We start from the raw sequence: 15,076 nt of genomic DNA, 5'->3' as shown, positions 1-15,076 counted from the left end.
AGTTGGAAGAGTCAGCAAGATATACTGATGAAACACGTGATGCACTTCAACAAGAAATTAATGAAGCTTTACAACTCGTTGCTGATGGTCGTGATCCATCAAAAAATGTAACTAAAGAAGAAGTTAAAAAAGCAACTGATGAATTAGACGCTGCAGATGCTGCATTAAAAACCAATGCACAACAAGAAGCAGCTGAAAATGAGAAATTATTAGCAGAATCAATTGAAGATCTTGAAAAACTCGTTGAACAAGCAGAAAACAAGGTTGTTCAAAACGAAACAGCTCGTGATAAGTATACTGAAAACTCTTTAAGTGAATTAACTAAAGAGATTGCAGATGCTAAGGCTGTAATTTCGCAATATAAAGATCCTAATCAACCGAATCCAAGTCTTGAAGGATCTGTATTGCCAGCGCAAAAAGAACTTCAATCAGCGATTGATGGCTTAGTAACTGTAGTTGAAATTCTAGCTGTTGATAATGATGTGAATATAGTGGCAACAGTTGATCCATCAGTTATATCATTTATTGAGTTGGTTGAAGGTCAACCAGTATTAAAGACAGATGTCGTTCAATTATTTGAAGATACAGGATTCGATGGTAATTCAGCAACAGGATTTGGAGTAGCAAAAGTTGGTATTGGTGGTGCTGCCGATGTCAGTGCGCTAGATTTTGATCAATATTTGTCATTCAATATTAAAGAAAATAACACTGCTGATATTAGTTTAAAAGCTGTTAGCGGTGGGATAAGTCTTGGCAATAAATTTAATCTAATTGTATTGAAAGAAGTAGCACCAGATGTTTGGGAAGTCGATCAGCTGTACACAGATTGGTTAGAAGTTGTTGCATTTGGTGGTTCAAAAACAGGCTCTATAACTTTAGATGAAGGTAATTATCGCGTACTAATCCAAAGTAATAGTGGTGTTGCAATTGCTTCAGGTAATCGTCTCGAAGTTCAAGAGCTTAAAATAAACGACGGCAATAACCCAACGAATCTTAGTGGATCAATTTCAGGTAATATTTTATCTGATGTTAATCAGGTTGAAGGCCAATCTGGTCATGATATGTATTACTTAAATACACAAATTGCTGTAAAACCACAGGATTCAACTTCGCAATTTGTTGAAGTTGGACTTAATGGGACTAAAGAATACGCTGGGCAGTATGGAACGTTGACTGTAAAATTCGATGGTTCATATACTTACGTGATTGACAGCTCGAAGAAACCTTCAATTGGTGCAGTTGAAACTTTCATTTACCAAATAAAGGATCCTGAAACAGGTAAGACATCTGAAGCTAAATTGAATATTACTATCAACAATAAAGATGTTGACTACACCGTTATTGATGAAAATTTTATCGTAGATTTGGTCCCTACAGAATTACCTATTCCTGAAGGTGAAGTACTGTCTAAGATTGATCAAGTTATCGTTGCGAGTGTTGGACTTGGTGGTGTAGCCTCAGTAAATGTTGCTAATTTTGAAGATGCCATTGAAATAAATGTTAGTGAAGGTAATTTAAGAGAAGTAAGTTTTAAAGCCGCAGGTGGTGCCCCAATCGGCTTAGGTGCAATTCCTGTATCGCTTGAAATTTATAGACTTAACGAAGATACTGGGCTTTGGGAGCTCTATTCAAATACTCCTGATTGGTTCACGATCGTTGGTGCTGTAGTTGCTTATGGTGAATCTCAGCAAAATGTTGACGTAGTTTTAGAACCAGGCCAATATAAAGCCATTACGACTGGTAGTACAGTTGGTATTGCTGTTTTACCTACCATTACATTAACACCAGTATCGGATAAGATTATTTCTTACGAAACTGTCGTTGAAGGTCAAAAAATAAATGGCGATGTGACTACTGAAAATTTAGATGATTTCATTGTCATCAAAGTAAATGGTTTCAATACTTCTCAAGATTCAGAAGTTCAAGGAAAGTTTGGTAAGCTAACGGTCAATCCTGACGGCACTTATGTATATACATTGAATAAAGATGTTAAAGTAAGTCAATTAGATGTAGAAACATTCTCAATTCATTTGAAAAATCCTAATACAGGTGAGTTAGCAACTACTACATTAAATATTCGTTTAGATTCATTTTTATCAAACGACGACATTAATGATGTGATTAATGTAGAGGCAGAAATCGCTGAGCGTACTTATAGTGAAAATCTTGGTGCAACTAGTGGCTCATCTGTTTCGAAAGCATTTAAAGTCGAAGGAATAAAATCAGGTGATGTTGTCTACTATGAGAAAGATCTTACAGCTGACGTTACATTCACTGTTGGAACAACATTAGCAATTAATGGTGATGGTCGTAAAATGACTTACATCGTCAAAGATAAAGCTGGGAATCCAGTGGCAAGTGGCGATGTAGAAGTGTCTAAAACTACAACAAACACAATCAAAGTTAATAATCTTCCTGCAGGATCTTATACTTTGGAGTTGAATGTTACAGGTTCTTCATATTTCTCTGGTTCTGTTAAAATGGAACAAGTTATTACTGAATATCTACCTACAGACTCACAATCACTTGAACCTGTTACTGGTAACATTTTCGATAATGATCTTGGTTCTGATTCAGTAACTTCAATTCAAGTTCAAAACCAAACTGCTTATACGAAATTTGGTAATGATAAGATCAAAATTCAAGGTGAGCACGGCGTACTTGAAATAGATCATACCGGCAATTATACATACACACCATCTAAGAATTCTTTTGGTGAGGACAAGTTTACTTATGTGACTACTTCGGTTAATGGAAGTCAAGATACGGCTGAACTTGTCTTTGGCTATACTCAAACTATAAATGGCGATGAAAATGCGAATGTAGTAAGCAGTGGTGGGTTAAATGATACTTTCAACCTTGTTTCTGGTGCGGATAAATTAATCTTCAACTTACTTGATGAAGCCGATGCAACGGGTGGAAATGGTTTTGATACGTGGTCAGATTTCGAAGCAGGTGTCGATGTAATTGATGTATCTCAACTATTTGTTGATGCTAATACTTCAACTACATTCTCAACTGATTCGACTGATCAAGTTGCGGATATCTTAAGTAAATACATCACTGTTAAAGATTCTGTAATTTCAATCGATCGCGATGGTGAAGGTACACAATTTGAAGCTACTCAATTGCTGAATATTGGTCCTCAAAATGCAGATCTGACGTTGGAGCAGTTACTTCAAAACGGTCAAATCATTTATTAATTATTTAAAAACGCATACTTCGGTATGCGTTTTACAAAAAAAAGGCGAAACATTGTTTCGCCTTTTTTATACCAATTTAATCTTTTAATTCAGGAGGGAAACCATCTTCAGTCAAAACTTCAGCGATTTTTTCAAAGCTATATGTTGTACGAATATCTGCAATTTTGTTGGCAACATCTACATTGACGCTTGCATTAGGATCAAGTGAAATTACTGAAGCAGTGACACCTTTAGCACAACCAGAACAACTAATATTTTCAATATATAATTTCATAAAAATCTTACCTTAGTTAATACCAATCATCGTTATGATCTAATTAATATACTCAATTTTATTCAGAATACTGCAGTTTGAAGTCGAATCATTTGAGCACATTTGACTTGCAGCCTTTAATTTTAAAATCATTGATTGCATCGAATGAATTTGTTCTGTCAAAAAGTGGATATGTTGATCTGTAATTTTTTTCACATCAGCACTTTTTCTGTCAGGATTTTTCCAAAGCTCAACTAAACTCTTGATTTGAACGATCGAAAAACCAAGATCTTTAGCATGTTTAATAAAACTTAAAGTCGAAAGGTCTTGCTCTGTGTAAACACGATAACCGCTAGTGCTTCTGGTCGGAACAGAAATGAGATCGATTTTCTCGTAATATCGAATCATTTTAGCAGTTAAGCCTGAACGTCGTGCTAATTCGCCAATATTCATGATCTTTCCTTTGCTTTAAGCGTCTAATTTAGTTTCAAAGTTTTGAGTCTTAAAGCATTCGCTAATACAAATATCGAAGAAAGTGCCATTGCGATCGCAGCCAAAACAGGTGAGAGCAGGATACCTGTTAAGGGATAAAGGATACCTGCAGCAATTGGAATCAGACAAATATTGTATAAAAAAGCCCAGAACAGATTTTGATGAATATTTCTAATAGTTATTTCGCTTAATTTGATGGCTTTAGATAAGTTATTCAAATTTGATGACATTAAAATAAGGTCAGCCGTTTCAATGGCGACATCCGTACCTGAACCTATCGCAATACCGACTTGAGCTTGCGCAAGTGCTGGAGCATCATTAATCCCATCACCAACAAAAGCAACATTTCCATATCGCGTTTGAAGGGTCTCAACAATGTTTAACTTTTCATGTGGTTTGACCTGTGCATAAACTGCATTGATATTAAGTTGATTCGCCACATATTGCGCTGAATTTTGATGATCGCCAGTAATCAAAGCAATGTGCTTGTCGTTCTTTTTAAGTTGAGTCATAACCTCGTAGGTTTCAGGTCTTAATTGATCCGTGATTAAAATAATTGATGCAAGCTCACCATCGATGGAGACCGCGATTGGTGTTTGAGCTTCATCTAGTAATCTTTGATGGTGAGAGAGTGCATGAGAAATCTTAGCATTTTCTCGAGTAATGAACTCTACAGATCCAATTTTAATATCCTGACCATTCAATTGTGCTTGGATTCCGAATCCTGAAATACTCTTAAATTCTGAAATTTCGATCATCTTTACACGATGATCGGATGCATATTGAACAATCGCTTTAGCAATTGGGTGCTCGGAATGATATTCAACAGATGCAACAGTTTGTAGAACCTGTTGATGTGTAAATGGTGCGAAAATCTCGATATGACTAATCGCAGGTTGACCTATTGTTAGGGTTCCAGTTTTATCAAATGCAAATGTTGAAATTTCTCGAAGTTTTTGAAGTGAAGTCGCATTTTTAAATAAAATTCCGTGTTCAGCAGCACGTCCCGTCGCAACCATAATCGACATCGGGGTTGCAAGTCCCATCGCACAAGGGCATGCAATAATCAAAACAGAAACGGCGTTAATCATAGCATAGCTGAGATTAGGTTCAGGTCCAATCACCAGCCACGCGATGAAAGTAATCATCGAAATAAAGAGGATAAATGGAACAAACCATAAGGTGACTTTATCGACTAAAGATTGTATGGGGAGCTTTTGTGTCTGAGCATTTTCAACCAACTGAATAATTGACGATAAAATGCTACTTTCAGTAGTATGTTTGGTTTCAATGACAAGAAATCCATTTTGATTGAGGGTTCCACCAACAACTTCTGAACCCATCAATTTTTGGATTGGAAAAGATTCTCCACTGATCATTGACTCATCTACAAAGCCTTCACCTGAAATAACCACGCCATCTACAGGAATTTTTTCACCAGGCCGCACTTCAACCTGCATACCGATTGTAATTTTATCAATCGAGATATCTTCAGTCTGGAGGTCAGATACTCTAACCCGCGCTGTTTTAGGTTGTAAGCCAATCAGATGTTGTATCGCTGCGGAAGTTCGACCTTTAGCTCGTGCTTCTAGAAATTTTCCTAATAAAATAAATGTAATAATGAGTGTTGCAGGTTCGTAATAGACATGCACTGACTGTTGTGGCAATAAATTTGGGAAGAACGTAGCAACAATAGAATATAAATAGGCAGCTCCTGATCCTAAACTCACCAAAGAATTCATGTCAGGATGTAAATTTATCAGTGACTTGATACCTTGTGAGAAAAAATGCCGTCCAGGTATAAAAATAACTAAAGTCGCAAGAATAAATTGGAATAACCAACTCTGATTTTGACTGATGTAAGTACCTATAAAATGATGAAATGAAGGCAAGATGTGCGACCCCATTTCAATGATAAATATAGGTATACTGAGTACAAGTGCGATAATAAAATGCTTGAGAATTTTTTTTGATTCAAGTTCGCGATTTGGAAGTGCTGTGATCGTTTGCTGTTCAAGTACAGCTTCAAACCCTGATCTTTCAATACGCTCAATAACTTGATCAACAGGAACTTGATAAAGTAGATCAATGCTTGCTGTCTCAGTCGCCAAACTTACTTGTGCTGCTAATACACCGGGTATTTTTAGTAAAGAACGTTCAACTCGACTCACACATGCAGCACAAGTCATGCCTAAAATTTTTAATTTTATTGTTGCCCATTTTTTAGTGTTAAAACCTGTTTTATTTACGGCTTGAATGATTTGTTGATCTGTTACGTCTGTTGTTAACACAATTTGAGCTATTTCAGTGGCGAGGTTCACACTGGCATCTTGAATACCATCGACTTTTTTTAATGAGTTTTCAACTCGGCTTACACAAGCAGCACAGGTCATTCCTTCAATTTTGATTTGAATAGATTTAGTTGAAGTAGATGACATACTTAACTCCATATGCTGATTGAAATAAGGTCACGATCATTCTAAACCTTCCCATTGTGGTAAGGTCAATAAGATTTGTTTCTTGTTTCATCATTACTGATTGGAATCCAAATTAGGCGTATGTTCTTTCCTCACTTAAATTAAAAACAATATTCCAAAAATCCATTTAAATTGAATAAATTTTCTTAAATAAAAAATCATCAAAACAAATCAGAATAAAAAATAACCAACAAAAAGAATTATCGATATGATCTAAAGCATTCAATTTAATTGATTAACAATCTTCAAAATTTCAGATATTTATAAAAAATGGGTAATGATATGAATGATAAATTAAGTTTTGGTTTATTCGCGATTTTATTGAGTACCATGGCATTAAGTTCTAATGCGCACAGCGCAGATTATAAATGGAAGATAAGAGGTGCGATTAGCAATATTGATCCCACATCTTCTCCAGGTAGTATTTTTAATCAAACAGCACCCGTCACAATAGATGATGCTTGGGGAGTCACTGGCACGATCTCTTATTTTTATACACCAAATATTGCATTTGATGTATTAGTCGGTTTGCCACCAGAGCATAAAATTAATGTTGCTGGTAATGAAGTCGCAAAAACAAAACATTTACCTCCAATTTTCAGTGTGCAATATCACTTCTTACCCAATGAAAAGTTACAACCTTATGTGGGTCTGGGCTTAAATTATACCTATTTTTTTAATGACCGATTATATAGTGGTGATAAGTTCGATCTCTCAGATTCTTTTGGTTGGGCTGGTCAAATAGGCGTAGATTACCAATTTAACCCTCAATGGAGTGTTGGTGCTGATATCCGATATGCGGATATCAAAACTGATGTAAAAGTAAATGGAGAAAAGGTAGGAAGTGTGGACGTAGATCCAACGGTGTATAGTTTAAATATCGGATATAGATTCTAAATATTAGGGTTTAAAAAAAAGGAGTCAATGATAAGACTCCTTTTTTATAAATATCAACAACAACCTTCAATTAGCCATTGATGATCCCAGTAACACCAGTCACGATCATATCAATGGCAATCGTACCGATAAGCAATGCAGCAACACGACCCACGATATCTACATATAAGTCGATATAATTAGAATATTTATGCTGTAAATTATCATGCAAATATTTCATTAATATCAAAAGACTACAGGTTAAGAATAAGGTCATAAAGATGACTGTGATCGTCTGCCATAAACTTAATTGAATGCCAGTGATTACAGATGCAGAGATTGTTCCTGGACCGATCATAAAAGGCATGGCGATCGTACCAGCCAAATGGTTTGGTGCTCCACGCATGACCCCAATCGTATCAGCACCTTCAAATACATAACGATAACCAATCACCAAGAAAATGATTCCACCAAAAATTTGGAAAGATTCAAATCGTGCATGAAGTACATCATTAAAAAAAGCTTCACCTGTTTTAGCAAAAATGACAAAAACCACAAAGCTAATCAAACTACCTTGGATCAGGGCCATATTAAAAACTTTTGCATCTGAATTTCGAATAATCCCAAGCATATAAATGCTCATTAAAAAGGGATTAAGCAACGAAAAAAATAGAGCAAAGGCGTTTAGACTTTCTGACATGGTCATTTTCCTTGTTTAGATGAGCTACTACTAACTAAATGTCACGATCCGGAAATTGTGGACGTTTACCTGGACTGATTCGGTTAATATGAAGGTACATCATATGACGTTCATATTTGTCCAAAATGTCGTTAATCACTTGTTCTTTGTTGTATCCGACCAAATCATTACCTTGCGAACCTTCAAACAAGTAACTTTCTAAACGATAGTAATAACGCTTTGTTCGTTTAGCACGGGTACTAAAGTTAGGGGTGTCATAACGAACGGGCCAAATCTCATATACGAAATTTTCTTCTTCATTCAAGTGAATAATGAGGTCCAAATGATAAAGCTCAGCATTATCTTCAAGAGGCTTAGTATTCACATCGACTTTGACACCTTTGGATAAAAGTTCCTGTGCCACGGCATCCATTGCAGGTTTACACACGTCATCTAACATTTTTAATGTTTGTTCATGGCTTGGGTGCAGCATTACGCGACTGAGTCGCTTTTTCCAATTGAGAATATCCACATTGCCCACGACTGGCGCAGCATTTAAGCTAGTACTGGCTTGTCTGAAATCTTCCAATCTCAAGGATTTGTACAAACCCGCCATCACAAAGAATATGACAAAGCTAAAAGGCAGACCCATGATGATGGTTGTGTTCTGTAAGGCAGTAATACCATTTGCCATCAGCATCGCCAAGGTGAGTAAACCAATGGCTATAGCCCAAAATACGCTAAGCCATCTTGGAGAGTCATGCTCAATATTGGTGAATTTTGTTGTGAAATTACCCAAAACAAGAGCGCCTGAGTCTGCAGAAGTAACGTAAAATAATAATCCTGTAATTGTTGCTATACCTGCTAAGAACGTAAAACCAGGATATTGTGCAAGTAGGTCATAGAAACCATGCGCTGGATTTTCTAAAACGGTAGTTGCGAGTTGCGCATTGCCATCAAAAATTACATTGTGAAGCGCACTATTTCCAAAGATGGATAGCCAAGTCAGTGTAAATAGTAGCGGAATAATCAACGTACCAAATACAAATTCACGAATGGTACGACCACGAGAAATACGTGCTAAAAACAGACCAACAAATGGCGACCATGCAATCCACCAAGCCCAAAAGAAAAGCGTCCAACTGTTCATCCATTCTTTAGGTTGTTCGAATGGAAAACTCATTAAACTCAATTTTGGGAATTGACTGAGGTAATCACCTAAATTTTGGATTAAGCCTGCGAGCAAGAATTCTGTATTGCCAATCAAAAGAATAAAGAGGAGTAACCCAATAGAGACATAGATATTGATTTCAGAAAGTACGCGAATCCCTTTATTCACACCTGCCGTTACTGAAATTACAGTAATGACCACCGCGATCCCGATTAGACCAGCTTGAATCCACAAATTTTCAGGTAGATCGAAAAGAACATGAAGACCATAATTGAGTTGTACGACACCAATACCACAGGTAGTCGCGATACCAAAAATTGTACCTAAGACGGCTGCTGTATCTACAGTATGACCTATAGGGCCGTTAATTTTTTTTCCAAAAATAGGGTAGAGAGCTGAACGGATCGTAAGGGGAAGGTTATAACGATAACTGAAGTAACCTAAGGCTACACCAACCAATGCATACATGCTCCAACCAGTTAAACCATAATGAAACAAGGTCCATACCATGGACTGACGTGCTGCTTCAAAGGTTTGTCCTTCACCCACAGGTGGGTTCATGTAATGCGATAAAGGTTCAGCCACGGAAAAGAACATGAGATCAATACCAATACCCGCAGAAAAGAGCATTGCAGACCAACTTAGTAAACTAAATTCAGGCTTAGAGTGTTTAGGTCCTAATTTAATTTCGCCATATCGAGAGCATGCGATAAATACAATAAAGACAAAATAGAGTGTCGCAGCCAACAGGTAATACCAACTAAAGGTTCTGCTTACCCAATTGAGGGTTTGTGTAATGACGTTATTAGCAGCTTCATTAAACAAAATTGTGGTGATCGAAAACAAAAGTATCAATGATGCTGATACATAGAACACGACCTTATTCAAACTATCCTGCGTTTGATCATTTTTGTTATGCATAAATTCGTGACCATTCAATGTGTAATGAAATGATCTACAGCGCAGTTCGATTTATATCCTGATAGAAGCTTGCTTGATCCACAATTACAAACTTTTGCAAATACAAAACAAACTGAGCTGTACATCATGGAAGTAATAGCACTATAATTTTTATTGATTGAACGTTCAATTAAAAAAACGTTTACTAATGTTACAGCGTTCTTATTGATAAACGCTAATTATAATCTCCTGTAAGTTTAGGTCATCTTATGCCAAAAGTTGGTATGCAACCCATTCGTCGTCAACAATTGATTGATGCCACTCTCTCCACTGTAAATGAGCTCGGTTTTGCTGATGCATCCATTCAACAGATCGCGCAAAGAGCAGGTGTCTCCACGGGTATTATTAGTCATTATTTTGGTGGCAAGAATGGATTGATTGAGGCAACCATGCGCTATTTACTACAGCAACTTGGAGAAAGTGTAAGGGATCTAAAATCAGAGGTTGGACATTCTCCAGAAGATCGTTTAATGGCGATTGTTAAAGCGAATTTTGCTACTCCTCAGACCAATCAAGCCGCGATGAAAGTATGGCTAGCGTTTTGGGCTATTAGTTTGCATCAACCCGATCTACACCGATTACAGCAAGTGAATCACTGTCGTCTACATTCAAATTTAAAACATGAGTTTTTAAAACGTTTAAGCCCCCTAAAAGCTGAGCAAGCAGCTCAAGGGTTGGCTGCATTAATTGATGGGTTCTGGTTAAGGGGCGCATTAACAAGAAGTGAGATTGATACTGATCTTTCTATCCGTCTTTGCCATGCCTTTATCCAGCAGCAACTTACACAATAATTTTTAATATTTACTATATCTGAGGCTAATCGTATGAATAAATTCCCATTACAACGTCCTTATATTCATGGACAATTCGTCGATGCTCAATCAGGTCAAACTTTTGATTCGATTAATCCAGCCACGGGGCAAGTTCTCGCGACCATTCAAGCATGTTCTCAACAGGATGTGGATCAAGCCATTCTATCTGCCAAACAAGGACAGAAAGTTTGGGCTGAAATGACTTATATGCAGCGTTCAAGAATTTTAAATAAAGCTGTAGCTATTTTACGTGAAAGAAATGATGAACTTGCCACCATTGAGTCCTTAGATAGTGGGAAAGCCTATAGTGAAACATCGACTGTAGATATTGTGACAGGTGCTGATGTACTCGAATACTACGCTGGAATTTTACCTGTACTCGAGGGTCAACAGATTCCTTTAAGAACAGATTCATTTGTCTATACACGCCGTGAACCTTTGGGAATTGTAGCTGGTATAGGAGCATGGAATTATCCAATTCAAATTGCCTTATGGAAGTCAGCACCTGCTTTGGCGGCGGGGAATGCAATGATTTTCAAAGCCAGCGAGATTACCCCATTAACAGCCTTTAAATTGGCAGAAATTTATACCGAAGCTGGAGTGCCAGATGGGGTATTCAATGTTGTAACAGGGGGCGGTGATATTGGTGCCTATTTAAGCCAGCATGTAGATATTGCGAAAATTTCATTTACTGGTGGTGTGAGCACTGGAAAAAAAGTGATGGCTCAAGCTGCTGAATCGAGTCTTAAAGAAGTCACGATGGAGTTGGGTGGGAAGTCACCATTAATTATTTGTGAAGATGCTGATTTAGACTTAGCTGCAGATATTGCAATGATGGCAAATTTCTATAGTTCTGGACAGGTATGTACGAATGGGACACGAGTGTTTATTCCAGAATCATTACAACTAAAATTTGAAGAAAAGCTATTAGAACGTATTCCTTATATCCGCTTAGGTAATCCGCTCGATTCAGAAACAAATTTTGGACCATTATCTAGCTTTGCGCATATGAATAAAATTTTGGCATTCATCGATTCTGCTAAAAGCGAGGGAGCACGTTTAGTGTGTGGTGGTTCTAGAGCAACAGATGATCATTTAAAAAATGGTGCTTTTGTACTGCCTACAATCTTCAGTGATTGTCGAGATGAGATGACCATTGTTCAAGAGGAAATCTTCGGTCCTGTGATGAGTATTTTGACATATACATCAGAAGAAGAAGTGATTCGTCGCGCTAATAATACTTCTTATGGATTGGCTGCTGGCGTGGTTACCCCTGATATTGTCAAAGCACATCGAATCATCCACCAAATTGAAGCAGGTATATGTTGGATCAATACGTGGGGTGAATCGCCAGCTGAAATGCCAGTCGGTGGCTATAAGCATTCTGGTGTAGGAAGAGAGAATGGTTTAACGACTTTACAACACTACACGCAAATCAAATCGGTACAAGTGGAATTAAGTCCATTTCAATCTGTATTTAAAGCCTAAGGAGAACACTATGACATATGATTACATTATCATAGGTGCAGGTTCTGCTGGGAATGTACTTGCAGCGAGACTCACCGAAGATCCAGATATTAAAGTTCTGCTCCTTGAAGCGGGTGGCCCTGACTACCGTTTAGATTTTAGAACTCAAATGCCTGCTGCTTTGGCTTATCCTTTACAAGGTCGACGTTATAATTGGGCATATTTGACCGATCCAGAACCACATATGAATAACCGCCGTATGGAATGTGGACGTGGTAAAGGTTTAGGTGGTTCATCATTAATTAACGGTATGTGTTATATCCGTGGGAATGCCATGGATTTAGAGCAATGGTCTCAAATAAAAGGACTCAGTCATTGGCGTTATGCTGAATGTTTACCTTACTATAAAAAAGCAGAGTCTAGAGATATTGGTGCAAATGAATATCACGGTGATCAAGGCCCAGTTAGTGTTGCTACGCCAAAGTCAGACAATAATGAGTTATTTCATGCAATGGTTGAAGCGGGTGTGCAAGCTGGATATCCACGTACGGATGATTTAAATGGATACCAACAAGAAGGCTTTGGTCCAATGGATCGTACGGTGACACCTCAAGGCAGACGTTCCAGTACCGCTCGTGGCTATTTAGATATAGCTAAAGGTCGTCAGAATCTAACGATTATTACGCATGCCACAACCAATCGAATCTTATTTGAAAAAAAACAAGCTATCGGTATTGAATACATTCTTGGTCAAGATGCAACAAATTTACACAAGGTCTATGCTGAGCGAGAAGTATTGCTGTGCGCAGGTGCTATTGCATCACCTCAAATTTTACAGCGTTCAGGGGTAGGAGCTAAGTCATTATTAGAGTCACTGGATGTAAAGGTTGTGCAAGATTTACCGGGAGTGGGTGAAAATTTGCAAGATCATTTAGAAATGTATCTTCAATACCAATGTAAGAAGCCCGTCAGTCTTTACCCTGCATTAAAATGGTATAACCAACCTAAAATTGGCGCTGAATGGCTGTTTTTGGGTAAAGGAATTGGTGCAAGCAATCAGTTTGAAGCAGGTGGATTCATTCGCTCTAGTGATGAGTTTGAGTGGCCGAATCTCCAGTATCACTTTTTACCAATTGCAATTAACTACAATGGTACCAATGCAATCAATGAACATGGTTTTCAAGCACATGTTGGATCTATGCGATCGCCGTCAAGAGGAAGAATTCGCTTAACCTCGAAAAATCCTTTTGATCATCCGAGCATTTTATTTAACTACATGAGCACTGAACAAGATTGGCGCGAATTCCGTGATGCAGTGAGAATTACACGAGAAATTATGCATCAGCCTGCATTAGATCAGTATCGAGGTAGAGAAATTAGTCCAGGTTCAGCATTAAAAACAGATCAGCAAATTGATGAATTTGTAAAAAATCATGCAGAAACAGCGTATCATCCTTCGTGTAGCTGTAAAATGGGCGAAGATGATTTAGCTGTTGTGGATGGTTACGGTCGTGTCCATGAAATAGATGGGTTGCGAGTGGTCGATGCTTCTATCATGCCGCTGATTATTACTGGTAACCTCAATGCAACGACGATCATGATGGCCGAGAAGATTGCAGATCACATTCGTAATCGACCTGCTTTAACCCCTTCAGATGCACCATTTTATCGTGCAGAAACTTCACCTTCATTTTCTTAATTATAAATTTTATGATGATTAAAACGACTCAAGCAGTGCTGTTGAGCACTGCTAGCTTTATTATTTTACCCAGTTATGCAAATTCTACGAATCAAGAAACAAATTCACCAATTCAATTTGATGGATATGTCACATTAACCTCCAATTACATTTCACGTGGTTTAACAAATGCACCAGAAAATGATGACCTCGCAATTCAAACAGGTCTAAACCTCAGTTATAACAACTTCTATGTCGGGTATTGGGGTTCTACACTAGGCTACTCTTATGCTGAACTTCAAGGTGATAAGCGCCGTAAAACTGATAAATTAGAGCACGACTTTATTGTCGGCTACAGTTTTGATACTGGTAGGACAAATTGGAATATTTGGAATGCCACTTATTTCTATCCGAACGCGTCAAATACAACTTCCAATGAAATGGGGGTAACTGCCACACACCAACTCAATGATAAAAACTCTTTATCAACCAGTTTATCTGCATATACATATGATGTCGTGTATGCAAACCAAGGGGATACTTATCTAAACGTAATATATACCCACCAACTCAATGATAAATTATCTGCTACAGCAAGTGCTGCAGCGAGCTATTTTAATGATAATGGGAAATATGAAGGTCTAGAGCTCGGTGATACAAAACGAGAATTTGCTTATCGCTTCTCATCTATCGGGCTAGATTATGCCTTGACACCAGAACTCGGATTGAGTGGACAATATATTTTTGGTGGTAAGAACCGCTATAACGAAAAACAGAAAAATTTAGGTGTAGTGGCTTTCACCTATAGTTTCTAATTTAAGAAAATCTTCAAATGCTTAGGCTTAAATTTTGAATACCAAAATAGCCTAAGCAAAAGTGTAATTTTTAAATTAGACTCATCAATAAATAAAAACTCGACACATAAAAGATTATTAAAAAAACTTATCAACTTAGTATTTATTTAATGAGTAATAGAAGTGAAGATTGACCAAAAAAAGGTCATGAATA

At 37.5% G+C, this 15,076-nt stretch carries 11 protein-coding genes; 6 read left to right on the top strand and 5 right to left on the bottom strand.

Going from position 1 to position 15,076, the window contains the following annotated elements; translation table 11 throughout:
* A partial coding sequence (locus AC1M9B_RS03905; protein WP_481595250.1) for a BapA/Bap/LapF family large adhesin occupies nucleotides 1-3,203 on the top strand: 3,203 nt, incomplete at its 5' end.
* A gap of 76 nt (nucleotides 3,204-3,279) precedes the next feature.
* On the opposite strand, the gene AC1M9B_RS03900 is transcribed toward AC1M9B_RS03905, so the two are convergent.
* Genes AC1M9B_RS03900 through AC1M9B_RS03890 form a run of 3 tightly spaced genes read right to left on the bottom strand, consistent with a single transcriptional unit; the run spans nucleotide 3,280 to nucleotide 6,398 of the window.
* A complete protein-coding gene (locus tag AC1M9B_RS03900; RefSeq protein ID WP_481608631.1) occupies nucleotides 3,280-3,477 on the bottom strand; it encodes a heavy-metal-associated domain-containing protein in 198 nt (65 codons plus the stop codon).
* Nucleotides 3,478-3,516: 39 nt separating this feature from the next.
* Complete coding sequence (locus tag AC1M9B_RS03895) at nucleotides 3,517-3,909, bottom strand: MerR family transcriptional regulator (RefSeq protein ID WP_481608630.1); 393 nt, start codon at nucleotides 3,907-3,909, stop codon at nucleotides 3,517-3,519.
* 23 nt (nucleotides 3,910-3,932) lie between these two features.
* Nucleotides 3,933-6,398 (bottom strand): heavy metal translocating P-type ATPase, encoded by a 2,466-nt coding sequence (locus AC1M9B_RS03890; RefSeq protein WP_481608629.1) that lies wholly within the window; start codon nucleotides 6,396-6,398, stop codon nucleotides 3,933-3,935.
* Between the two features lie 309 nt (nucleotides 6,399-6,707).
* On the opposite strand from AC1M9B_RS03890, the gene AC1M9B_RS03885 reads away from it, so the two are divergent.
* Nucleotides 6,708-7,322: an OmpW/AlkL family protein gene (locus AC1M9B_RS03885; protein ID WP_481607322.1), complete on the top strand. Its 615-nt coding sequence runs from the start codon at nucleotides 6,708-6,710 to the stop codon at nucleotides 7,320-7,322.
* 70 nt (nucleotides 7,323-7,392) lie between these two features.
* On the opposite strand, the gene AC1M9B_RS03880 is transcribed toward AC1M9B_RS03885, so the two are convergent.
* Complete coding sequence (locus AC1M9B_RS03880; protein WP_035268656.1) at nucleotides 7,393-8,001, bottom strand: MarC family protein; 609 nt, start codon at nucleotides 7,999-8,001, stop codon at nucleotides 7,393-7,395.
* A gap of 34 nt (nucleotides 8,002-8,035) precedes the next feature.
* Complete coding sequence (locus AC1M9B_RS03875; protein WP_481608628.1) at nucleotides 8,036-10,072, bottom strand: choline transporter; 2,037 nt, start codon at nucleotides 10,070-10,072, stop codon at nucleotides 8,036-8,038.
* A gap of 248 nt (nucleotides 10,073-10,320) precedes the next feature.
* Between AC1M9B_RS03875 and betI the strand changes: the two genes are divergently transcribed.
* From betI to AC1M9B_RS03855, 4 genes are read left to right on the top strand one after another with little or no spacing between them, the layout of a single operon-like run.
* The gene (gene betI / locus AC1M9B_RS03870) at nucleotides 10,321-10,902 is read left to right on the top strand and encodes a transcriptional regulator BetI (protein WP_035268653.1); all 582 of its coding nucleotides are present in this window, start codon (nucleotides 10,321-10,323) and stop codon (nucleotides 10,900-10,902) included.
* A gap of 33 nt (nucleotides 10,903-10,935) precedes the next feature.
* Nucleotides 10,936-12,411, top strand: a complete 1,476-nt coding sequence (betB, locus tag AC1M9B_RS03865) for a betaine-aldehyde dehydrogenase (RefSeq protein ID WP_481608627.1) — start codon at nucleotides 10,936-10,938, stop codon at nucleotides 12,409-12,411.
* A 10-nt stretch (nucleotides 12,412-12,421) separates the two neighbouring features.
* Nucleotides 12,422-14,089: a choline dehydrogenase gene (betA, locus tag AC1M9B_RS03860; RefSeq protein ID WP_481608626.1), complete on the top strand. Its 1,668-nt coding sequence runs from the start codon at nucleotides 12,422-12,424 to the stop codon at nucleotides 14,087-14,089.
* Nucleotides 14,090-14,103: 14 nt separating this feature from the next.
* Nucleotides 14,104-14,883, top strand: coding sequence for a TorF family putative porin (locus AC1M9B_RS03855; RefSeq protein ID WP_481608641.1), 780 nt, complete (start codon nucleotides 14,104-14,106; stop codon nucleotides 14,881-14,883).
* The last annotated feature ends 193 nt before the right edge of the window (nucleotides 14,884-15,076 follow it).

The sequence above is a fragment of the Acinetobacter sp. ANC_7513 genome (assembly GCF_056779915.1).
This window is presented reverse-complemented; position numbering and strand designations above follow the sequence as displayed.